The organism is Martelella radicis, from assembly GCF_014196625.1.
In the GTDB taxonomy this organism is placed as follows: domain Bacteria; phylum Pseudomonadota; class Alphaproteobacteria; order Rhizobiales; family Rhizobiaceae; genus Martelella; species Martelella radicis.
This window is the reverse complement of the sequence record NZ_JACIDZ010000002.1, coordinates 233,718-254,935: the sequence shown is the minus strand read 5'-3', so window position 1 is coordinate 254,935 and position 21,218 is coordinate 233,718. Positions and strand designations below refer to the sequence as shown.

General features: G+C 62.4%; 19 protein-coding genes. 11 read left to right on the top strand and 8 right to left on the bottom strand.

Going from position 1 to position 21,218, the window contains the following annotated elements:
* Positions 1 to 204 precede the first annotated feature (204 nt).
* The 7 genes from pheT to infC form a co-directional block, all read right to left on the bottom strand.
* Positions 205 to 2,634, bottom strand: coding sequence for a phenylalanine--tRNA ligase subunit beta (pheT, locus tag GGR30_RS04705; protein ID WP_183483058.1), 2,430 nt, complete (start codon positions 2,632 to 2,634; stop codon positions 205 to 207).
* A 49-nt stretch (positions 2,635 to 2,683) separates the two neighbouring features.
* Positions 2,684 to 2,962, bottom strand: a complete 279-nt coding sequence (locus GGR30_RS04700; RefSeq protein ID WP_183483056.1) for a DUF2442 domain-containing protein — start codon at positions 2,960 to 2,962, stop codon at positions 2,684 to 2,686.
* Entirely contained in the window at positions 2,946 to 3,179 is a 234-nt protein-coding gene (locus GGR30_RS04695; protein WP_183483054.1) for a DUF4160 domain-containing protein, read from the bottom strand. The genes GGR30_RS04700 and GGR30_RS04695 overlap by 17 nt, the downstream gene beginning before the upstream one ends.
* Positions 3,180 to 3,186: 7 nt before the next feature.
* Positions 3,187 to 4,269 (bottom strand): phenylalanine--tRNA ligase subunit alpha, encoded by a 1,083-nt coding sequence (gene pheS / locus GGR30_RS04690; protein WP_183483052.1) that lies wholly within the window; start codon positions 4,267 to 4,269, stop codon positions 3,187 to 3,189.
* 149 nt (positions 4,270 to 4,418) lie between these two features.
* Positions 4,419 to 4,823 (bottom strand): 50S ribosomal protein L20, encoded by a 405-nt coding sequence (gene rplT / locus GGR30_RS04685; protein ID WP_024709980.1) that lies wholly within the window; start codon positions 4,821 to 4,823, stop codon positions 4,419 to 4,421.
* 50 nt (positions 4,824 to 4,873) lie between these two features.
* Positions 4,874 to 5,074, bottom strand: coding sequence for a 50S ribosomal protein L35 (rpmI, locus tag GGR30_RS04680; protein ID WP_024709981.1), 201 nt, complete (start codon positions 5,072 to 5,074; stop codon positions 4,874 to 4,876).
* 249 nt (positions 5,075 to 5,323) lie between these two features.
* On the bottom strand, positions 5,324 to 5,860 hold the full coding sequence (gene infC, locus GGR30_RS04675; protein ID WP_343066472.1) for a translation initiation factor IF-3: 537 nt from the start codon (positions 5,858 to 5,860) through the stop codon (positions 5,324 to 5,326).
* Between the two features lie 190 nt (positions 5,861 to 6,050).
* Here infC and GGR30_RS04670 point away from each other — a divergent pair, with 190 nt between their 5' ends.
* From GGR30_RS04670 to mbfA, 5 genes are all read left to right on the top strand, one after another.
* Positions 6,051 to 6,851, top strand: a complete 801-nt coding sequence (locus tag GGR30_RS04670; RefSeq protein WP_183483050.1) for an alpha/beta hydrolase — start codon at positions 6,051 to 6,053, stop codon at positions 6,849 to 6,851.
* Positions 6,852 to 6,982: 131 nt separating this feature from the next.
* Positions 6,983 to 7,576, top strand: coding sequence for a transglutaminase-like cysteine peptidase (locus GGR30_RS04665; RefSeq protein WP_183483446.1), 594 nt, complete (start codon positions 6,983 to 6,985; stop codon positions 7,574 to 7,576).
* Positions 7,577 to 7,717: 141 nt separating this feature from the next.
* Entirely contained in the window at positions 7,718 to 8,425 is a 708-nt protein-coding gene (locus GGR30_RS04660) for an NAD-dependent deacylase (RefSeq protein ID WP_183483048.1), read from the top strand.
* Positions 8,426 to 8,548: 123 nt separating this feature from the next.
* The gene (locus GGR30_RS04655) at positions 8,549 to 9,313 is read left to right on the top strand and encodes a siderophore-interacting protein (RefSeq protein ID WP_183483047.1); all 765 of its coding nucleotides are present in this window, start codon (positions 8,549 to 8,551) and stop codon (positions 9,311 to 9,313) included.
* Between the two features lie 119 nt (positions 9,314 to 9,432).
* Positions 9,433 to 10,416, top strand: a complete 984-nt coding sequence (gene mbfA, locus GGR30_RS04650) for an iron exporter MbfA (RefSeq protein ID WP_183483044.1) — start codon at positions 9,433 to 9,435, stop codon at positions 10,414 to 10,416.
* Here mbfA and rocF read toward each other — a convergent pair whose 3' ends face one another.
* Positions 10,417 to 11,340 (bottom strand): arginase, encoded by a 924-nt coding sequence (gene rocF, locus GGR30_RS04645; RefSeq protein ID WP_183483042.1) that lies wholly within the window; start codon positions 11,338 to 11,340, stop codon positions 10,417 to 10,419.
* A gap of 353 nt (positions 11,341 to 11,693) precedes the next feature.
* On the opposite strand from rocF, the gene GGR30_RS04640 reads away from it, so the two are divergent.
* From GGR30_RS04640 to GGR30_RS04615, 6 genes are all read left to right on the top strand, one after another.
* A complete protein-coding gene (locus GGR30_RS04640; RefSeq protein ID WP_246413571.1) occupies positions 11,694 to 14,660 on the top strand; it encodes a diguanylate cyclase in 2,967 nt (988 codons plus the stop codon).
* A gap of 229 nt (positions 14,661 to 14,889) precedes the next feature.
* The gene (locus GGR30_RS04635) at positions 14,890 to 16,431 is read left to right on the top strand and encodes a sugar ABC transporter ATP-binding protein (protein WP_183483441.1); all 1,542 of its coding nucleotides are present in this window, start codon (positions 14,890 to 14,892) and stop codon (positions 16,429 to 16,431) included.
* Positions 16,428 to 17,429, top strand: coding sequence for an ABC transporter permease (locus GGR30_RS04630; RefSeq protein WP_183483040.1), 1,002 nt, complete (start codon positions 16,428 to 16,430; stop codon positions 17,427 to 17,429). Before GGR30_RS04635 ends, GGR30_RS04630 begins: the two co-directional genes overlap by 4 nt.
* Before the next feature lie 96 nt (positions 17,430 to 17,525).
* Positions 17,526 to 18,455 carry a substrate-binding domain-containing protein gene (locus GGR30_RS04625; RefSeq protein WP_246413601.1) on the top strand — a complete coding sequence of 310 codons (930 nt, stop codon included), beginning with the start codon at positions 17,526 to 17,528 and terminating at the stop codon, positions 18,453 to 18,455.
* 262 nt (positions 18,456 to 18,717) lie between these two features.
* Complete coding sequence (locus tag GGR30_RS04620; protein WP_183483035.1) at positions 18,718 to 19,770, top strand: sugar phosphate isomerase/epimerase family protein; 1,053 nt, start codon at positions 18,718 to 18,720, stop codon at positions 19,768 to 19,770.
* A gap of 161 nt (positions 19,771 to 19,931) precedes the next feature.
* Positions 19,932 to 21,116, top strand: a complete 1,185-nt coding sequence (locus GGR30_RS04615; protein WP_183483033.1) for a Gfo/Idh/MocA family protein — start codon at positions 19,932 to 19,934, stop codon at positions 21,114 to 21,116.
* Positions 21,117 to 21,218 lie beyond the last annotated feature (102 nt).

Below are 21,218 nucleotides of genomic sequence, written 5' to 3'. Positions count from 1 at the left end.
CATCCGCTTATAGAAGCGGGCGGGGCGAGCGGCAAGCAAGTCCGGCGCTTTCTGCACGCTTCCTCCGGGCGCACGACCCGTATTCTTGAGATGTAAGGCGGATAGCCGGATTTCCAAGACCGCGCCGAGGCCGCGCCCGAATGCGAAAACGGCCCGGGCGAGGCCGGGCCGTTGACAGGGTTCTGGTTCGGATGGCGAGCGCGATCAGGCGCGGATGACGCCGCCGGTCGTCTTTTCGACATTGGCGACGATCTTCTTCGTCAGCGCCTCGAAATCCTCATCCGTCAGCGTGCGATCGCTCGGCTGGATCGACACTTCGACGGCGATCGACTTCTTGCCCTCGCCCAGCGAGGCGCCGGCGAACACATCAAAGACGGTGACGCCGGTGATCAGCTTGCGGTCGGCGGTGGCCGCCGCGCGCTCGATGGCCGCAGCCTCGACATCGCGGTCGACGACGAAGGCGAAGTCGCGGGTGACCGCCTGGAACGGCGACAGCGTGAGCGCCGGCTTGGTGCGGGTCGCCTTCTTCTTCGGCTCCGGCATGGCATCAACGAAGATCTCGAAGCCCGCCAGCTTGCCGGAAACGTCGAGCGCTTCCAGAACCTTGGGATGAAACTCGCCGAAATGACCGAGCACGATCTTCGGGCCCATCTTTATGGTGCCGGAACGGCCGGGGTGGTACCAGTCCGGCCCGCCGGCCACGATTTGGACATTGCTCATCGGCACGCCGCAGGCCTCGATCACGGCCAGCGCATCGGCCTTGGCATCGAAGACGCCGACGCCACGGCCGGCTCCGGTCTCGCCGTTCGACCACATGCGGCCGGCGCCCGAAAGCGTGGCGGTGCCGCGCCGAACGCCGCCGGCAACGCGGCGCTGGCCTTCCGGCCTGTCGTTCTCATAGGTCGCGGCAACTTCGAACAGGGCGACGTCGCCGTGGCCGATCGCGGCATTGCGCTTTGCCGCCGCCAGAAGGCCCGGCAGAAGCGAGGGACGCATGTCCGACATATCGGCGGCAATCGGGTTCGAGAGCTTCAGCGCGGGATCGCCGCCGCCGAAGAGCTTTGCCGCTTCTTCCGGAATGAACGACCAGGTAACGGCCTCCATCATGCCACGGGCCGCCAGTTCACGCCGCGCCGAGCGCGAGCGGATCTGCAGCGTGGTGAGGATCTTCTCATTGACCGCACCGGCGGACGGAAGCGCTTCCGGGCTGATCTTGTCGACGCCGAATATGCGCATGACCTCTTCGACGAGATCGGCCTTGCCTTCCACATCTGGCCGCCAGGAAGGGACGGAGACGGATACCGCCTCGCCGCTGCCTTCGACCGTAAAGCCGAGCCGGGTGAGGATATCGCGGCTTTCCTCGGGCGAAACCGCAAGCCCGGTCAGCCGCTTCACTTCCGAGAACGGGTATTCGATTGTCTTCGGCGTGTGGCCCTCATAGCCGGTGACCGTTTTTTCGCTGGCCACGCCACCGCAGAGTTCCAGCACCAGTTCGGTCGTCCGCTCAAGTCCGGGCACCATGTATTCCGGGTCAACACCGCGCTCGAAGCGATAGCGCGCATCGGTGATGATGCCGAGCGTGCGGCCCGTGCGGGCAATGTTCATCGGGTCCCACAGCGCCGATTCGATCAGCACGTCGGTGGTGGTCTCGTCACAGCCGGAATGCTCGCCGCCCATGATGCCGCCGATGGACTCGACGCCATTGTCATCAGCGATGACGACATTGTCATGATTCAATTCATATTCGCGCTCATCAAGCGCCAGGATCTTCTCGCCGGCCTTTGCGCGACGCACCGTCAGTCCGCCCGCGACCTTTGCGGCGTCGAAGACATGCATCGGCCGGCCCTGATCGAAGGTCATGTAATTGGTGATGTCGACCAGCGCGTTGATGGGGCGCAGGCCGATCGCGAGAAGCCGCTGCTGCATCCATTTCGGGCTCGGCCCGTTCTTCACGCCGCGCACCAGCCGCAGGGCGAAACCGGGGCAGAGATGCCTGTCCTCATCGGCGAAATCGAGCGTCAGCGAAACCGGCAGATCGCCCTCGACCTTGAAAGAGGGCGCTTGCTTCGTCTTCAGCGTGCCGAGGCCCGACGCCGCCAGATCGCGGGCGATGCCGAAAATGCTGGTGCAGTCCGGCCGGTTCGGCGTCAGGTTGATCTCGATGACCGGATCGTCAAGCCCCGCATATTCGGCAAAGCTCGTGCCGACCGGCGCATCCTCCGGCAGATCGATGATGCCGTCGTGATTGTCGGACATGTCGAGCTCTTTTTCCGAGCACATCATGCCGTGGCTTTCGACGCCGCGGATCTTGCCGACGGCCAGCGTCACGTCGATGCCCGGCACATAGGTGCCCGGCCGCGCCAAGGCCCCGACGAGGCCGGCGCGGGCGTTCGGCGCGCCGCAAACAATCTGCAGCGGCTTGCCGTCGCCTGCATCCACCGTCAGCACCTTCAGCCGGTCGGCATCCGGATGCTGTTTGGCATCGATCACTTTAGCGATGGTGAAGGGCTTGTAGGCCGCCTTGTCGTCGACGTCCTCGACCTCAAGCCCGATCGTCGTCAGCCGCTCGCAGATCTCTTCCAGAGAAGCATCGGTTTCCAGATGGTCCTTCAACCAAGACAGTGTGAATTTCATTGTCGTCTTTTCCTGTTATTGCGCCCGGACCATCACCAGGCTCTATGCTCTAGGCAGCCTTCTCTGGCTCTTTGGCTCCCGGCGCCTTCCAACCGGCCAGCATGCCGCGAATGGACAAGTCCTCATCGATGTCCGGCCAGTGAACGCCGGCCAGCATGAGATGCACATTGTTGCGCTCTGCAGGGGTGGCTTTCAAAAGCCTCGGATACCACCACAGGGGTGTCGAAACACGCCGTCCATCGGAAAGGCGAACATGGACATCGTGCAGATCGCACCACGCCTCGATCGGGCGTTCTGCTTCCGGGTAGGATTCATGCGAAATAGTCATGCCATGCCTCCAGCATCTGCTGTCTGTGCTCCTGGACCACTTCCAATATACGAGCCAAGTCCCTTTGGCTAAAGCCCCCCGCCTCTGCCAGCATCACTTCGGTCAGCCATACTTTGGCTTCTCCGCCATTTCCCTCGACATGAATATGCGGCGGCTCAAATCTGTCGCCGGAATAGAAGTGAAAACGGAAGCCGTATTTGCGAAGAACCGTCGGCATCAGCCCCTCACGAGCTCAACCCCCCGAACAACGTCGGAATATCCAGCGGCCTGAACCCGTAATGGCTTGTCCAGCGTTCGTCTGCGGCGAAGAAGTCGCGCAGGTCCGGCATGCCGTATTTCAGCATGGCAATGCGGTCGAGGCCCATGCCCCAGGCAAAGCCCTGGTAGACGTCCGGGTCGAGGCCGCAATGGCGCAGCACATTCGGGTGCACCATGCCGCAGCCGAGGATTTCCATCCAGTCCGAGCCTGTGCCGAACTTCACCTGCTCGCCGGAGCGGTCGCACTGGATGTCGACCTCGAAGGAGGGCTCAGTGAAGGGGAAGAAGGATGGGCGGAAGCGCATGGTCACGCTGTCGACCTCGAAGAACGCCTTGCAGAATTCCTCCAGCGTCCAGCGCAGATGACCGACATGGGTGGTCTTGTCGATGACAAGGCCTTCGAGCTGATGGAACATCGGCGAATGGGTCGCGTCGCTGTCCTGGCGATAGGTCTTGCCGGGAATGACGACGCGGATCGGCGGCGCCTGCGTTTCCATCGTGCGGATCTGCACCGGCGAGGTGTGGGTTCTGAGAACCTTGCGCTCGCCGTTCTCATCCGGATTGAAGAAGAAGGTGTCGTGCATTTCGCGCGCGGGATGGCCTTCGGGGAAGTTCAGCGCCGTGAAATTGTAATAGTCCGTCTCGATTTCCGGGCCTTCGGCAATCGCGAAGCCCATATCGCCGAAAATGGCGGAGATCTCGTCGATCACCTGGCTGACAGGGTGAATGCGGCCGGAAAGCGAGGGCGAGGGGCGCACTGGCAGCGTCACATCGACCGTCTCGGCGGCAAGCCGGGCTGCGATCGCGGCATCCTTCAGCTCGGCCTTGCGGGCGGCAATCGCCTCGCCGACGTCGTTGCGCAACGCGTTGATGGCCGCGCCGCGCGTCTTGCGCTCTTCCGGATCCATCTTGCCGAGCGTTTTCAGGAGCTCGGAGACCGAGCCCTTCTTGCCGATGGCTGCAACGCGAACGGCCTCGATCGCCGCCTCATCGCCTGCCGCTTCGATTTCGGCCATCAATTTGGACTTCAGATCCTCAAGATCAGACATCTTCATCTCTTCCTTGCCGGAGCGTTTCGCCGCTCCCCCACCGGTCAGATACAGGCATTATATGATTTCAAAATGAAAAACCCGCACTGGTCCTGCCAGCGCGGGTTTCCCAAAAGGTAAAATTTCTAAAGAGCTTGGGAAGCGCTGGCTTATGCAACCGCGCTTTCAAACTCGTTGGCCGTGCCCTCTTTCTTGAGGTACTCAAGGCCCTTCTTCGCAGCGGCAACCAGGCTTGCGAATGCTTCCGGCTCATGGATGGCCATGTCGGACAGGACCTTGCGGTCAACTTCGATGCCGGCCTTGTTCAGGCCGTCGATGAAGCGGCCATAGGTCAAGCCGTGTTCACGCACGGCAGCGTTGATGCGCTGGACCCACAGAGCGCGGAAATTGCGCTTGTTGACCTTGCGGTCGCGGTAGGCGTACTGCTTCGACTTGTCGACAGCAGCCTTGGCCGTGCGGATGGTGTTCTTGCGGCGGCCGTAGAAGCCCTTGGCCTGCTTGATGACTTTCTTGTGCTTTGCGTGTGCAGTCACGCCACGTTTTACGCGAGCCATATCGGTTCTCCTTGAAATCTATCGGAATGCGTTGGGATAAAGTGCGGGCGTTACTTGCCGTAGGGCATGAACTGCTTGACGATCTTGGCGTCCTGATCGGACAGGACCATCGTGCCGCGTGCATCACGGATAAACTTGTTGGAACGCTTGATCATGCCGTGCTGCTTGCCTGCAGCCGCGACCTTGACCTTGCCGCTCGCGGTCAGCTTGAAACGCTTCTTGACCGACGATTTCGTCTTCATCTTGGGCATTTTGCTACTCCGTTGTTGTTGATTGGGGCGCAGGGCGACGAACCCGGGCCTCATTTGCATTTTCGAGCAGACACGGCATGCCCTGCCGGCCTGCTCCAGGGCGGTCCGCCCGAAGGCGATCCGTCAGAACGGCGCGCTTATACGCGGTTTGTCTGAAAAGCGCAACCGCTTGTCTTGCCACACACGCAATTCGCCGCCACAGCCAGTTTTCCTGACCGGACGGCGCGTCAAAAGCGTGAGCCCGAAGGCTTATCTCGGCGCAAGCACCATCAGCATCTGGCGGCCTTCGAGCTTCGGCTCGGCCTCCACCTTCGCGATTTCGGCGGTGTCTTCCTTGACCTGGGACAGAAGCTTCATGCCCAGTTCCTGGTGGGCCATCTCGCGGCCGCGGAAACGAAGCGTCACCTTGACCTTGTCGCCTTCCTCGAAGAACTTGTTCATCGCCTTCATCTTCACCTGATAGTCATGGGTGTCGATGTTGGGACGCATCTTGATTTCTTTGACTTCGACGACTTTCTGCTTCTTGCGGGCCTCGGCGGCGCGCTTCTGGTTCGCGTATTTCAGCTTGCCGAGGTCAAGAATCTTGCAAACGGGCGGCGTCGAGTTGGGGGCGATCTCAACAAGATCAAGCCCGGCTTCCTCAGCCATTCTCAACGCTTCTTCAGTCAGAACGACGCCCTGGTTCTCCCCTTCGGCATCAATCAACTGCACTTCGCGGATGCGAATGTCGCGATTGGCGCGGGGACCTTCCTTGGTCGGGGGAGCGGCTCTATGGGGTCTGCGAATGGTCGTGATCTCCTCAATGATTGAAAATCGGGTTTTGAAGTGCCAAGTCATGTGACCTGAAGCACTTATCGGACACAAATGGTTGTTAAGCCCGTCCAATGTCAATAACACAGCCCAAAAAGAAAATCACCTCTTCATCGCGAAATCGGCGCGAATGCGGGCTTTTGGAGCGAAACCGGCGGAGACTATCATGCAGCAGGACGTTGCCCTGAGCTACACGGAAATCGATCACGGCGAGGGACCGCTGAAGATCGCCATGCGCCTTCGTCCCGGATCGGGCGAGAAGCCGGCGCTGGTCTGGTTTTCCGGTTACGGCTCCGACATGCTCGGCACCAAGGCCGAGGCGCTCGATGCCTATGCGGGTGAAGAAAGGCTCGCCATGGTTCGCTTCGACTATACCGGTCACGGCGAGAGCGAGGGCGCGTTCAAGGACGGCACGATCTCGCGCTGGCTTGCAGACGCGCTCAAGGCCATCGAGCAGGCGTCCCCCGAGCGGATCATCATCATCGGCTCGTCCATGGGCGGCTGGCTGGCGCTTCGCGCCGTGCAGGAACTGAAGAAGCGCGCAGAAGGACCGAAGATCGACGGGCTTCTTCTGCTCGCCCCCGCGCCGGATTTCACCAGCGAGCTGATCGAGCCGGACCTGAAGGATGCCGAATGCAAGGCGCTGGCCGAGCAGGGCTATTTCGAGGAAGTCTCGCCCTATGGCCCCGAGCCCACCATCTATACCGCGAAGCTGCTTGATGACGGCCGGCGCAACCGCGTGCTGAACGGCATCATCGAGACCGAATGCCCGGTGCATATCATCCAGGGCAAGCAGGATGCGGACGTTCCCTATGCACACGCGCTGAAGCTGATGTCGCATCTGCCGGCCGACGACGTGGTTCTCACCCTGGTGCAGGACGGCGACCACCGCCTGTCACGGCCCGAGGATATCGAGCGCATGCTGAAGGCCGTCGGCGATCTCGTTTCCGGAGCCAGCGGAAGTTAACCATTCCTTAAGATCCTGCTGCCGGCACAGCCGTGACTGATTGACTCCGTCCGCCTTATCTCCTTAACTCTTTGTTAAGAATTCAACAGGCGGATGGGTATAGCGTGCCTCGTTTCAATCAACTGGCTTATATGGTTTTCGGTGCGATCGCGGCCATGTTCTCGGCCGGTCTGCTTGCGCCGGCGCTTTCCGCCGGAATGCCCGCCATGCCAATTGGCGGCATCACATCCCAGCCCATCGGCCATTTCGAGTTCTGCCAGCAGCACCGTCGCGATTGCGAGCCCCATTCCGGCCCCACGGGCCCGGCCCGGCTGACGTCTTTCGGCTGGCAGTCCGTCGAGGCGATCAACCTTGCCGTCAATGCCGGGATCGAGCCGATGACGGACGAGGAGCTTTACGGCCGCGAGGAAGTCTGGGCCTATCCGAAAAGCGGCGCGGGCGATTGCGAGGACTTTGTGCTTGAGAAGCGTCGGCGCCTGATGAAGGCCGGCTTCTCCGCTTCCGACCTGTTGATCACCGTCGTGCGCAAGCCCAATGGCGAGGGCCATGCGGTTCTGACGCTGCGCTCCAGCAAGGGCGATTTCGTCCTCGACAATCTGAGCGACGAGATCCTGCCCTGGGCCGAGACGCCCTACACCTTCCTGAAGCGCCAGGCCTCCTTCGACGCCGGCCGCTGGGTCAAGGTCGAAACCGGCACGGACCTGCCCGTCGCCTCACTGCGGTAAACGGCTTGAGGCGGGCGCAAAGCCCGGCTGAAAGATAAAAGCAAGGTGCGGCACTTCGGGTGGTCCTTTCTTCCCGCAAATGCTGTACCAAGGAACCGGAGCAGGCCGGAAGAGCCTGAAAGGGAGGCTCGGACGGTTTTCATGCATATTCCACCGAAGGCATCGATCGTCGTTCTGACCGGGGCGGGCATTTCCGCCGAGAGCGGCCTCGCCACCTTTCGCGACAATGGCGGTCTGTGGGCCGATCACGATATCCGCGATGTTGCCACGCCCGAGGGTTTTCACCGCAATCCGGACCTCGTCTTCGATTTCTACAACATGCGTCGTCGCGAGGCGGCAAAGGCCAGCCCGAACGCGGCCCACAACGCGCTGGCGAGGCTGGAAAACGCCTGGGACGGCCCGTTCCTGCTGATTACCCAGAATGTCGACAGTCTGCACGAAAAGGCCGGCTCGAAGAATGTGCTCCACATGCACGGCAAGCTGAATTCAGCGCTCTGCTACGAGTGCGGCAGCCACCAGCAATGGGACGGCGATCTTGATGACGGCGAGGTCTGCACAAGCTGCGCGCGGGCCGCCCTCCGGCCCGATATCGTCTGGTTCGGCGAGATGCCCTATGACATGGAGCGGATCGAGGAGGCGCTCGGCGGGGCCGAGCTTTTCGTGTCCATCGGCACGTCCGGCACGGTCTATCCGGCCGCAGGCTTCGTCATGGAGGCAGCCGGCAACGGCGCCCGGACCGTCGAGGTCAATCTTCAGGCGACCGGCAATCCCCTGTTCGAAGACTGTTACGAGGGGCCGGCCGCGACCACGGTTCCAGCCTTCGTGGAGGCTCTGCTGGCGGGCCGGTAACGCGCTTACGCGACCCTGCGACGAACGGTCATTTGACCATCGTCACTTATTCATGACAAAAGAAATCATATTTTTTGACGCCGCCGGCTGACTGGTCGCCGCGCGGCCTATCGGAGTTTTCTCATGTCTGAACAGGTCAATGATATCGCCCCGCCGGAAATCGAACGCGTCCGCCACGAACTGAAGCGCCGGACGCTGACGGTGGCGGCGGCGGACTATATCACCCCCGCCATGCGGCGCATCACCTTCGAATGCCCCGAACTTGCCGATTTCATCAGCGCGGCGCCCGACGATCATATCAAGCTGTTCTTCGACACGGGCGAAGAGAAGCCGGCGATGCGCGACTATACGCCGCGCCGCTACGACAATGCCGGGCGGTCGCTCACCATCGATTTCGCCATCCACGATGCCGGCCCGGCAACGGTCTGGGCGGTTGCGGCAAAGCCCGGCGATACGCTTGAGATCGGCGGGCCGCGCGGTTCCGCGGTGGTAAAAGGCCCGGTCGCCCACTGGCTCCTGATCGGCGACGAGACCGCGCTTCCGGCAATCGGCCGGCGGATCGAGGAAGCGGAAGCCGGAACGCGGATCACTGCCATCATCGCCGTGCCGGCGTCCGATGACCGCCAGACATTCAAGGCAGAGGCCGATGTGGACCTTGGCTGGATCGACCGGGCCGGGGCCGATGCGACCGATCCCGCGCCGTTCCTCGAGGCGCTCAAGGCCGTCGCGCTGCCGCAGCAGACCTTTGCCTGGATCGGCGCCGAGGCCCGCGTGGCGCGCGCGGTCCGCACTTTTCTGGTAGAAGAGCGCGGCCATCCGCTGACCTGGATGAACGCCTCCGGTTACTGGGTCGCCAATCAGGCGGGCACCAGCGAAAAGAACATGTAGTGTGTCGCCTGTCGCATGATTGCAGCAAAAGCCTGCGATCATCGCGACGGACAAGCGGGATTTGACCTTCTCCCAATGTTAGTTTAGAAAAATTCTAAATTCATATCGGGATGATGATCATGGCATTCAATCTGTTCTCAAGGCCGCGCCGCGCCTTCTCCTCGCTTTCCGAGCAGGAAGTCCTGGCGCTCGCCATCTCCTCGGAAGAGGATGATGCGCGCATCTACAAATCCTATGCGGAGCATCTGCGTCCCGACTATCCGGATTCCGCGAAGATCTTCGATGACATGGCGATGGTCGAGGACAGCCACCGGCGCATGCTGATCGACATGCACAAGCGCCGCTTCGGCGATGTCATCCCGCTCATCCGGCGCGAACATGTGCGCGGTTTCTACGAACGGCGTCCGGACTGGCTGATGAAGAGCCTGCCGCTCGACAAGATCCGCGACCAGACGGTGACGATGGAAGAACAGGCATGCCGGTTCTACCGCGCCGCCGCCGCCCAGGTCAGCGATGCCGACACCCGCAAGCTGCTCGGCGATCTTGCCATGGCGGAGGAGGCGCATGAGGAAACCGCCGTCGCGCTCGGCGAGAAACATGCGCCGGAGGATGTCCGGGACGAGGAAAGCCTGAAGGAGCGCCGCCAGTTCGTGCTGACCTGGGTGCAGCCGGGGCTGGCCGGGCTGATGGACGGTTCGGTGTCCACGCTTGCGCCGATCTTTGCCGCCGCCTTTGCCACGCAGGATACCAAGCAGACCTTCCTGATCGGCCTTTCGGCGGCCGTCGGCGCCGGCATTTCCATGGGCTTCACCGAGGCCGCTCATGATGACGGCAAGCTTTCCGGGCGGGGTTCGCCGATCAAGCGCGGCATTGCCTCCGGCGTCATGACCATGGTCGGCGGTCTCGGCCATGCGCTGCCCTATCTGATCCCGGAATTCTGGACGGCGACGATCGTTGCCATCATCGTCGTGTTCTTCGAACTCTGGGCGATCGCCTTCATCCAGAACAAATATATGGAGACGCCGTTCATGCGGGCCGCCTTCCAGGTCGTGCTCGGCGGCGGTCTGGTGCTGGCCGACGGCATGCTGATCGGCAGCGGCTGATCAGCCGTAACTGCGCGTCGGCCGGTCCATCACCCGCCTTCCGAACAGGCTGGCCGTCAGGTCCGTCAGAAGGATGGCCGCCTTGCCGCGCTCATCGAGAAACGGATTGAGTTCCACAAGGTCGAGCGAGGTGACGAGTTCGCTGTCATGCAGCATCTCCATCACCAGATGCGCCTCGCGGAAGGTCGCGCCGCCCGGAACCGTGGTGCCGACGCCCGGCGCGACGGCGGGATCGAGAAAATCGACGTCGAAGCTGACATGCAGCATGCCGTCCTCGGCGGCGACCGTCTCAAGAAACGATGACAGGAGGGCGGCGATGCCGCTTTCGTCGATGGCGCGCATGTCGTGAACGGTGACGCCGCTTTCCTTCAGCGCCGCGCGCTCGGGCGGATCGACGCTGCGGATACCGAGCATGCAGACATTTTTCGGGTCAACCGGCGCATCAAGCGGCGGAAAAATGCCGTCAAATCCCGGCCTGCCGGTGAAATAGGCCGCCGGCGTGCCGTGGAGATTGCCGCTTTCTGTGCTCTCCAGCGTGTGAAAATCGGTATGGGCGTCCAGCCAGAGGACAAAGAGCGGCCGGCCCTGCTGTTTTGCCCGCCGGGAAACGCCGGCAACGCTCGCCGCCGCCATCACATGGTCGCCGCCCATGAAGATCGGCAGGCCGTTCCCGGAAATCTCGAACGCCTTGTCATATAGCGCATCGAGCCAGGAAACGGTCTCGCCAAGCGCCTTGAGCTTGGCGTTGGGGTGGGAAACCGCGCGCCGGGGCGCCGGCGCGAGGTCGCCGAGATCGACCACGTCGTGACCCAGTCCGGCAAGTGCTTCGCCAAGGCCGGCGGCTCTCAACCCGTTCGGCCCCATGTTGCAGCCTTTCCGGCCCGAGCCGGACTGGACGGGAACGCCGAGCAATGTGCAATGCATGAAAAACTCCGTTTTCGGTAGTCGCCTTCCGCAGGAGAGGACAGTCAGAACCGCGCGCAAATGCGCCGTCTGTCCTCCGGGAAACAATATAGGCGCTTGTTGCCGCCGGTTTGAAGAGTGTTGCCGAGAAACATACGCGCAGGGTAGCGCTGCCATTTGGCGTTTCAATTTCGCGCAAGAGGCGTTTGACTTGAGGGAAATTGTGCTATGCCTTGCTATTGGTTTGCCAAGACGCCTGGAGGTTTGATGCGGAGGAAGCCGGCAGATATCCAGTTCTGTGAGAATGCCCGCGTGCCGCTTACCCTCTGTGCCGCTGTTGCCAATGACGGTTCGGATGTGTGCATGAGACGCGCATGATGGAAGAGGTTGAAACGGCGCGGCCGTTCCGCGCCGCCATTGCCCGGATATCGTCTCGCCTGGCAGCGTTGGCGGTTTTGCTCGCCATGCTTTGCTCAGCCGTGGCGTCGGCGCGTGCGGCCGACCTGGAACTGAGCGCGGCCGAGCGCGCCTTCATCGCCGCGCGCGGTCCGCTCAGCGTCGGGGTGGTCGCCGACAATGATCCCTATTCCTTCTACCGCAACGGCAACATCATGGGCTGGACGGTCGATTTAATCGGCGTGATCAGCACCATGACCGGGCTCGACCTAAATCTGCGCATGGGTGCCTGGTCGGATGTCTACGGTCAGTTCCTCGAAGGCGGGCTCGATGTCATCGCCGACATTTCCGAGACCGAGGAACGCAGCCGTTTCATCACCTTCACCGTCCCCTATCATTTGCGGCGGACAGTGCTTTACGAGAATGTCGATCACCCCTTCGACAGGCCCCTCGGACTCGAACAGCTCAAGCGGAAGCGCATCGGCGTCATCGAGGACATCTACTATGCCGACGCGCTGCGCGAGATCGGGGTCACGCCGGTCACCTACGCCACCTATCGCGACCTGATGGCTGCGGTTGCCTTCGGTTGGGTGGATGGCGCGCTGGCGGCGGAGATGACCGGAAACTATTTCGTACGCGAAAACGGCTTCACCAATGTCGCCAATGCCGGAACCCCGCCTTTGACGGCGGTGGCGCTTGAGGATTTCCGCCTTGGCGTCCTGACCCGGGACGGCGATGAGGACGCGGCGATGCTCGCCGGCATCCTCGACAAGGCGGTGGCGGCCATTCCTGCCGAAACGCTGGACGCCATCACCACCCGCTGGCTTTCCTATCGCACCGAGCGGTCGATGAGCACGGGGCCATTGCGCCTGCTGCCGGAGGAACAAGCCTTCGTCAAGGACGCGCCGACGCTGAAGATCGGCTTCATGGTCGACTACGAGCCCTTCAGCTATCTCGACAACGGGCGCGGCAAGGGGTTGGCGGAAGACATTGCCCAGTATGTCGCCTCATCCACGGGGCTCGCCTTCGACCGGGTCTACGACAATTGGCCGGAATTGCTTGAGCGTTTCCGCAGTGGCGAGCTCGATCTCATCACCAACATCTCCTACACCGACGATCGCGCCGAATACACGCTGTTTTCCGATCTCTATCATCGGGTTCCGAACGCGGTCTTCATGCGCTCGGGCGCGGGTCCCTATCTCGGTCTGCAAGGCCTTGAGGGAAAGACGATCGGCATCCCCCGCGACATCTACTATGCCGAGGATCTCAATGCCCGCTTCTCCGACGTGCGCGGCTTCGACAGCCAGGCGGAACTGATGCAGGCGCTTTCGGCCGGGGACATCGACGTGGCCATCACCGCGCTGAGCAATGGCAATGCGATCATCCGTCAGCTCGGGCTGATCAACATCCAGATCGGCGGCGAATTCCTGATGGAAGGCGTCGAGCGCGAGGATCTGCGTTTCGGCGTCTCGCCGCGCTATCCCTATCTCAAGAGCATCATCGATCATGCGCTGGAATCGATCCCTTTGTCGCGCTGGGAGGAGATGGAGAGGCGCTGGCTTGGCGCGCCGATCGCCGGGATGGAGACCGGCCATGATCTTCTGACCGGCGACGAACGGCAGTATCTGGCCGAAAAGGGCGCGATCAGGGTCTGCGTCGAACCGCGTTCGCCGCCCTATACGACGATCGAGGATGATGGGTCGCTGGGCGGGGCGATCGCCGAGATCCTCGGCCTGATGAGCGAGCGCGGCAGGTTCGACCGCCAGATAAAGCCGGTCTCGCTGCCTTCGGCCGACAGCGACAGCGCGCTCTCGGCCGATTGCGACGTGCTGCCCTTCGTTGCGAGGGAGAACATGCGCGACAGCAGTTTCGACCTTGCGCCCCCTTATCTCGATATCGCGCTCGCGGTCGCGGCGCCGCTTCAGGCCCCCTTTGTCAGCAGTCTGCGGGAGCTTTCCGGCCAGCGCGTCGGCATCGTTCCCACCCATGTGCCGGCGGATCTGCTCAAGAGCCGCTATCCGGATGTCGAACTGGTCGAGATCGACAGCGAGAGCGAAGGGCTTGAGGCCGTAGAGGACGGAGATCTCGATGCCGTCGTCGGCCCGCTCGACAGCCTCGTCTATCTGATCGCCGGCATGGACAGCAATGATGTGAAGATTTCCGGCCGCATCCCAGAGGGGCTGCAGGCGGTCGTCGCCACGGTGCCGGACGAACCCCATCTCGGCCGCATCTTCGGCAAGCTGGTCGTCAATCTCGATCCCGACTCCGTCGAACGGATCATCAGCCGGCAGAAACTCGCGCCCTTCAAGCGCACGATCGATTACCGTCTTCTGCTCGGCATTGCCGCCGTCGGCCTCGTCGTGCTGGTGCTTTCGCTTTACTGGGTGCGCAAGCTCAGATCGCTGAACGTCGCCCTCAACAAGGCCAATAGCAAGCTCCATGAGGTCAGCATCACCGACGGCATGACCGGGCTCTATAATCGCAGCTATTTCGTTGAACGTGGCGAGGCCGAGTTCGAACTGTCGCGTCAGCGCGGGCTGCGCTTTACCGTCGCCATGCTCGACGTCGACCATTTCAAGCCTATCAACGATCGGATGGGCCATGTCTTCGGCGATGCCTGCCTCAAGCACCTCGCCGACATTCTCAACGCCCATTTCCAGCGTGCGGGCGATCTTGTCGCCCGTTATGGCGGCGAGGAATTCGTGGCCTATACGCTGTCCGGCGAGGCCGACCAGGTCCGGGCCTTTCTGGAAAGGCTGCGCGAGCGCGTGGCGGCAAGCCCTGCCGAGGTCAACGAGGTGATCCTGAGCCTGACGGTCAGCATCGGTTTTTATTCTGCCGTCCCCGGCTCCACTGATACGCTCGAACAATTCATCGACAGGGCGGATTCCTATCTCTACGCGGCCAAGCGAAGCGGACGAAACCGCGTCAACGGCAATCTCTGAGCCCGTCAGCCTTGCGGCAGCGCCGGCGGAAAAAATGTCGCAAGGCGGCGTCGCGCGCAAGAATATGGTTTACGTACATCAGGATCACGGCTAACGTCGTTACCAACGGGTAGGCGCTTGTCGCGGCGGGTAAGATGCCGCAGTGTGAGACCCGGTGGACGTGGTGGAGCGCGTCCGGGAGGAAAGACGACGCCGGGTGAAGCGCATTTCCGGCGGAGCGGGGGAGGCCATGCGCGACGAGAATGCAAGCGGCGGGAACGACATTATTCTCGAAACCGCCGGGCTGACGAAATCCTTCGGGCCGATCGAGGTGCTGCACGGCATCGATCTCGCCGTGCGCACCGGCGAAATCCACGCGGTCATCGGCGAGAACGGCGCCGGCAAGTCCACGCTGATGCGGCTTCTGGCCGGCAATCTCAAGCCGTCGGGCGGCGATATCAGGATCGACGGCAAACCTGTCGCCTTTTCCAATCCGACGGAGGCCGAGGAAAAGGGCATCGTGCTGGTGCACCAGGAAATCCTGCTGGCCCCCGATCTTACCGTCGCCCAGAATATCTTCCTCGGGCGGGAGTTGAGCCGCGGCCTTGCCGTCAATGACAAGGTGATGAATGCCGAGGCGGCTAAGGCCGTCGGTGAACTCGGCGCCGATATCGACCCCGATACCCCGGTCTCAAGGCTGTCGATCGCCAAGCGCCAGCTCGTGCAGATCGCCCGGGTGCTGCTCTCGCCTCACAGGGTGGTGATCTTCGACGAGCCGACCGCCTCGCTGACGCCGGTGGAGACTGACGCGCTGTTGAAGGTCATGCGCGCTATCCGGGACCGGGGCGTGGCCGTTCTGTTCATCTCCCACCGGCTGAACGAGGTCAAGGAGATCGCCGATACCGTGACGGTGCTGCGCGACGGCCACAAGGTGGCGACCCATGATGCGGCCGAGCTTCAACCCTCCGACATGGCCCGCCTGATGGTTGGCCGCGATGTCTCCAAGCTTTATCCCGACCGCAGCCAGGATGAGACCGGCGAGGCTGTGCTGGAAATCGAGGGCTTTTCCGTCCCCGGCTTTGCGAAGAACGCGTCCTTCAGGCTGCGCAAGGGCGAAATCCTGGGCTTTGCCGGCCTTGTGGGCGCCGGGCGCACGGAGTTGATGGAAGGCATTCTGGGCCTGAAGCCGGGACGCGGCATTGTCCGGCTCAAGGGGGAGAAGGTCAATTTCAACGCGCCGATTGCGGCGCTTAGGGCCGGCATCGTTTATCTGAGCGAGGATCGCAAGGGCAAGGGCCTGCTCCTGACGAAGGACCTGAGGACGAACTTGACGCTCGCAGCGCTTGACCGCTTCACGCGGGCGCTGACGGTCGATCGCGCCGCCGAGGACCAGGCGCTCGATGATGCGATCCGCGATTTCGACATCAGGACCGGCTCAAAGGAACTGGCCGCCGGTGAGCTTTCCGGGGGCAATCAGCAAAAACTGCTTCTCGCCAAGATGATGCTGCTCGACCCGGAGATCGTCATCATCGACGAGCCGACGCGCGGCATCGACATCGGCAACAAGGAGCAGATCTACAAGTTCATCGCCGAGCTTTCCAAGGCCGGCCACTCGATCATCGTCATCTCCTCGGAAATGCCGGAACTGATTGGTCTTTGCGACCGGATCGTGGTGATGCGTTCCGGCGAGATCGCCGGCGAGGTGACTGGCGAGCGCATGAACGAGAATGAAATCGTGGTTCTGGCGACCGGGGTCTCCGGTGACAGGCATGAAATGGCAGAAGCAACATGAATGACAGCGTGAAAGCAGAGGCCGGCTCCGGCTTCATGAACAAGATCGATCTGCGCGTGATGGCGCCGTTTCTGGCGCTGGCGCTGCTTCTGGTGCTCGGCACTTTTTCCAACCCGAACTTCCTGACCGTCAACAATCTGATGAATGTCGCCACCCGTTCGGCCTTCATCGCCATCATCGCGGTCGGCGCCACCTTTGTCATCTCGGCGGGCGGGCTTGACCTATCGGTGGGCGCCATGGTCGCCTTTGTCGCCAGCCTGATGATCATGTTCATCAACTCGGCGGCGATCGCCAACCCTTACCTCTTGCTGGTCGCGGCAATGATTCTGGCGATCCTGATCGGCATGGCCTGCGGGCTTTTGAACGGCGTGATCACCACGGTCGGGCGGATCGAGCCCTTCATCGTCACCCTTGGCACGATGGGCATCTATCGCGGGCTGACGACCTGGCTGTCGCAGGGCGGCGCGATCACCGTGCGCGATTTCGAGGTGCAGCAGATCTACCGCCCGGCCTATTTCGGCAATGTGCTCGGCGTGCCGGTGCCGGTGATCGCCATCATCGCGACCGCGCTGATCGGCGCCTTCGTGCTTTACCGCACGCGCTATGGCCGGCATGTGATCGCCGTCGGATCCAACGAGGAAGTGGCGCGCTATTCCGGCATCTCGGTGCGCAATGTGCGCATCATCACCTATCTGATCCAGGGGCTCTGCGTCGCTGTTGCCGTCTTGTTCTACGTGCCGCGCCTCGGCTCCACCTCGGCGACCACCGGCATGTTGTGGGAACTGCAGGCGATCACGGCCGTCGTCGTCGGCGGCACGGCGCTTCGCGGCGGCGTCGGGCGCATCTGGGGTACGATCTGCGGCGCCTTCATTCTGGAGATCGTCGGCAACATCATGCTCTTGTCGAACTTCATCAGCGAATATCTGATCGCCGCCATCCAGGGCGCGATCATCATCATTGCCATGCTGGTGCAGCGTTCGCTGCTCCGCCGGCAATAGAAAAGCGATCGCGGGCATTGCGGACCGCCCGCGCGTCTCGCTTTACGGCTTGAACGGTTCGCCATTTTGGGAGGAATGAGTATGAAAAATCTGGTTATGGGCGCAACACTGCTGGCGGCGACCTCGCTTGCCGGCGTCACCCAGGCTCAGGCGCTGACGGTCGGCGTATCCATTCCGGCAGCCGACCACGGCTGGACGGCCGGCATCGTCTACCATGCCGAACGCGTGGCGGAGAAACTGATGGAGGAATATGACGACCTCAACGTGATCGTCAAAACCTCGCCCGATCCGGCAAGCCAGGCGAATGCCGTGCAGGATCTGGCCGTGCAGGGCATTGATGCGCTCGTCATCCTGCCGACCGACCCGGATCCGCTGGTCAACGCCATCATGCAGGTCAAGATGGAGGGCACGTTCGTCACGCTGGTCGACCGCGCGCCGTCCAACAACGACAATTCCGTGCGTGACCTTTATGTCGCCGGCAACAACCCGGCGCTCGGCGCGGTGGCGGGCGAATACATCGCCGAGACCACGCCGGATGCCAAGGTCGTCGTCATTCGCGGCCTGCCGATCCCGATCGACCAGCAGCGCCAGGACGGCTTCGATGCCGCCCTTGAAGGCACCAATGTCGATGTCATGGAAAAGCAGTTCGGCAATTGGAACCGCGACGACGCCTTCCGGGTGACGCAGGACTACCTGACCAAATATCCGGATATCGACGTGATCTGGGCGCAGGATGACGACATGGTCGTGGGCGTGCTGCAGGCGATCCAGCAGGCCGGCCGCGACGACATCCAGTATGTCATCGGCGGGGCCGGCTCGAAGGACATGATCAAGAAGGTCATGGACGGCGATCCGATGATCCCGGTCGACGTTCTCTATCCGCCGGCGATGATCGGCACGGCGATGGAACTGACCGTTGCGGGCATGATGGACCAGGTGCCGGTTGCCGGCAGCTATATCCTCGACGCCACGCTGGTGACGCCGGAAAACGCAGAGAACTACTACTTCCCGGATTCGCCCTACTGAGGCCGGGAAAGCAGCCGGCCCGGCTTCCCGCCGGGCCTGCAGGGATCGGCGATCCCGGAGAGGTCTTTTCCGGGATCGCTTGAAAATGTGAAAGCCGGCCGCACATTCATCTGAGGCGGGGCGGTTTTCGACCGGCGGACCGTCTCGGCCCCCGCGAAGCGCGTGGGGCCGTTTCGCCGGCCATTTCGTAAGGCCGTTCCGGGCGGACGTCGCCCGGGTTTGCGGCACAATCAGCTATCCAGTCTTTCCGGGAGAAAGCACCATGAAAACGATTAAGGGGCCGGGCCTTTTCCTCGGCCAGTTCGCAGGCGACGAGGCGCCGTTCAACAGCTGGGACGCGATCACGAAATGGGCGGCCGATTGCGGCTACAAGGGCGTGCAGGTGCCGACATGGGCCGGTCAGCTTTTCGACCTGAAGAAGGCGGCGGAATCGAAAGATTACTGCGATGACTTCAAGGGCCAGGCCCGCGAAAACGGCGTCGAGGTCACCGAGCTTTCAACCCACCTCCAGGGCCAGCTTGTCGCCGTGCATCCGGCTTATGACGAGGCCTTTGACGGTTTTGCGGCGCCGGAAGTGCGCGGCAATCCGAAGGCGCGGCAGGAATGGGCCGTCAATCAGGTGATGATGGCGATCTCCGCCTCGAGGAACATGGGCATCGGCGCGCATGCGACCTTTTCCGGCGCGCTGGCCTGGCCCTTCCTTTATCCCTGGCCGCAGCGCCCGGCGGGCCTGATCGAGACCGCCTTCGAGGAGCTTGCCCGTCGCTGGAAGCCGATTCTCGACCATGCCGACGAGAACGGCGTCGATATCTGCTACGAAATCCACCCCGGCGAGGACCTGCATGACGGCGTGACCTTCGAGATGTTCCTCGACCGGCTTGACCAGCATCCGCGCGCCAACATGCTCTACGATCCGTCGCATTACGTGCTGCAGTGCCTCGACTATCTCGACAATATCGACATCTACAAGGACCGCATCAAGATGTTCCACGTCAAGGATGCGGAGTTCAACCCGACCGGTCGTCAGGGCGTCTATTCCGGCTATCAGGGCTGGGTCGACCGCGCCGGACGTTTCCGTTCATTGGGCGACGGCCAGGTGGACTTCAAGGCGATCTTTTCGAAGATGGCGGCCAACGACTTCGACGGCTGGGCCGTGGTCGAATGGGAATGCTGCCTGAAACACCCGGAAGACGGCGCGCGCGAAGGCGCTGAGTTCGTCAAGGACCATATCATCCGCGTGACCGAGAAAGCCTTCGACGACTTCGCCGGCGGCGGAACGGACGAGGCGGCCAACAAGCGCATGCTGGGGCTTTAAGTTCACCCCTCACCCCTCTCCCCTGAGGGGCGAGGGGGCATGCTGGTCGGGGTGATAGGCACCGCAAAAGCGACACGGTCCCTTCTCCCCGCCAGGGAAAAGGTGGCGGCAGCCGGATGAGGGGTATACCCCAAACCAAAGACAATTCAGGAGATATTCCAATGGCAATCGAAGGCAAAGACGACATCTATTCTGGCCGCATCCGGCTCGGCATGGTCGGCGGCGGGTCCGGCGCCTTTATCGGCGGCGTGCACCGCATGGTGTCGCGTCTTGACGATCACTACACATTCGTCGCCGGCGCGCTGTCGTCGACGCCGGAAAAGGCGCTCGCTTCGGGCAAGGAGCTCGGTCTCGATCCCGAGCGCACCTATGGCTCCTACGAGGAAATGGCCGAGAAGGAAGCCGCGCGCGAGGACGGCATCGAGGCGGTGGCGATCGTCACGCCCAACCACATGCATTTCGGCCCGGCCAAGGCCTTCCTCGAAAAAGGCATCCATGTCATCTGCGACAAGCCGGTGACGTCCAGCCTTGAGGAAGCCAAGGCGCTGAAGGCGATCGCCGACAAGGCCGATGCGCTGTTCATCCTCACCCACAATTACACCGGCTATCCGATGATCCGGCAGGCCCGCGCCATGATCGAAAACGGCGATCTCGGCGATATCCGCCTGATCCACGCCGAATATCCGCAGGACTGGCTGACGGAGCCGGCCGAACGCTCCGGCTCCAAACAGGCCGAGTGGCGCACCGATCCGAAGCGCTCCGGCGCAGGCGGCGCGATCGGCGATATCGGCACCCATGCGCTCAATCTGGCGCTCTTCGTTTCCGGCGCGGAACTGGAAAGCCTTGCGGCCGATCTCGACAGCTTCGTCGAGGGTCGCCAGCTTGATGACAACGCCCATATCATGCTGCGCTTCAAGGAAAAGAACGGGGTGACGCCGAAGGGCATGCTGTGGGCAAGCCAGGTGGCGCCAGGCTTCGAAAACGGGCTGCAGATCAAGATCTGCGGCACCAAGGGCGGCATCCAGTGGGCGCAGGAAAACCCGAACTATCTGTGGTACACGCCCTTCGGCGAGCCAAAGCGCCTGCTGTCGCGCAACGGCCCGGGCGCGCTTGACGCGTCCACCCGCGTATCCCGCATTCCCGCCGGCCATCCGGAAGGCTATCTGGAAGGCTTTGCCAATATCTATACCGAGGCCGCCCGGGCCATCAAGGCGTTCCGCGACGGCAAGACGGCGGATGATGTGATCTATCCGACCATCGAGGACGGCGTCATCGGCCTTGCCTTCATCGAGGCCTGCGTCGCCTCCTCGAAGGCCGACGGCAAATGGGTCAGGCTCGACGTCTGATCCGGCAAGACATTCCCGCGCCCCGCCGGACGACCTTCCGGGCGGGGCGTTTTCTTGATCGTGGTCAGGCGATGACGCAAATCGGCAACGCCGGACATCGAA

Coding starts and splice junctions, on each gene's coding strand:
- GGR30_RS04640 (WP_246413571.1), top strand. CDS start 11,694: ATGATGGAAGAGGTTGAAACGGCGCGGCCGTTCCGCGCCGCCATTGCC.
- GGR30_RS04630 (WP_183483040.1), top strand. CDS start 16,428: ATGAATGACAGCGTGAAAGCAGAGGCCGGCTCCGGCTTCATGAACAAG.
- rplT (WP_024709980.1), bottom strand. CDS start 4,823: ATGGCTCGCGTAAAACGTGGCGTGACTGCACACGCAAAGCACAAGAAA.
- GGR30_RS04615 (WP_183483033.1), top strand. CDS start 19,932: ATGGCAATCGAAGGCAAAGACGACATCTATTCTGGCCGCATCCGGCTC.
- mbfA (WP_183483044.1), top strand. CDS start 9,433: ATGGCATTCAATCTGTTCTCAAGGCCGCGCCGCGCCTTCTCCTCGCTT.
- pheT (WP_183483058.1), bottom strand. CDS start 2,634: ATGAAATTCACACTGTCTTGGTTGAAGGACCATCTGGAAACCGATGCT.
- GGR30_RS04670 (WP_183483050.1), top strand. CDS start 6,051: ATGCAGCAGGACGTTGCCCTGAGCTACACGGAAATCGATCACGGCGAG.
- GGR30_RS04635 (WP_183483441.1), top strand. CDS start 14,890: ATGCGCGACGAGAATGCAAGCGGCGGGAACGACATTATTCTCGAAACC.
- GGR30_RS04700 (WP_183483056.1), bottom strand. CDS start 2,962: ATGACTATTTCGCATGAATCCTACCCGGAAGCAGAACGCCCGATCGAG.
- GGR30_RS04620 (WP_183483035.1), top strand. CDS start 18,718: ATGAAAACGATTAAGGGGCCGGGCCTTTTCCTCGGCCAGTTCGCAGGC.
- rpmI (WP_024709981.1), bottom strand. CDS start 5,074: ATGCCCAAGATGAAGACGAAATCGTCGGTCAAGAAGCGTTTCAAGCTG.
- rocF (WP_183483042.1), bottom strand. CDS start 11,340: ATGCATTGCACATTGCTCGGCGTTCCCGTCCAGTCCGGCTCGGGCCGG.
- GGR30_RS04655 (WP_183483047.1), top strand. CDS start 8,549: ATGTCTGAACAGGTCAATGATATCGCCCCGCCGGAAATCGAACGCGTC.
- GGR30_RS04695 (WP_183483054.1), bottom strand. CDS start 3,179: ATGCCGACGGTTCTTCGCAAATACGGCTTCCGTTTTCACTTCTATTCC.
- GGR30_RS04625 (WP_246413601.1), top strand. CDS start 17,526: ATGGGCGCAACACTGCTGGCGGCGACCTCGCTTGCCGGCGTCACCCAG.
- GGR30_RS04665 (WP_183483446.1), top strand. CDS start 6,983: ATGGTTTTCGGTGCGATCGCGGCCATGTTCTCGGCCGGTCTGCTTGCG.
- pheS (WP_183483052.1), bottom strand. CDS start 4,269: ATGTCTGATCTTGAGGATCTGAAGTCCAAATTGATGGCCGAAATCGAA.
- GGR30_RS04660 (WP_183483048.1), top strand. CDS start 7,718: ATGCATATTCCACCGAAGGCATCGATCGTCGTTCTGACCGGGGCGGGC.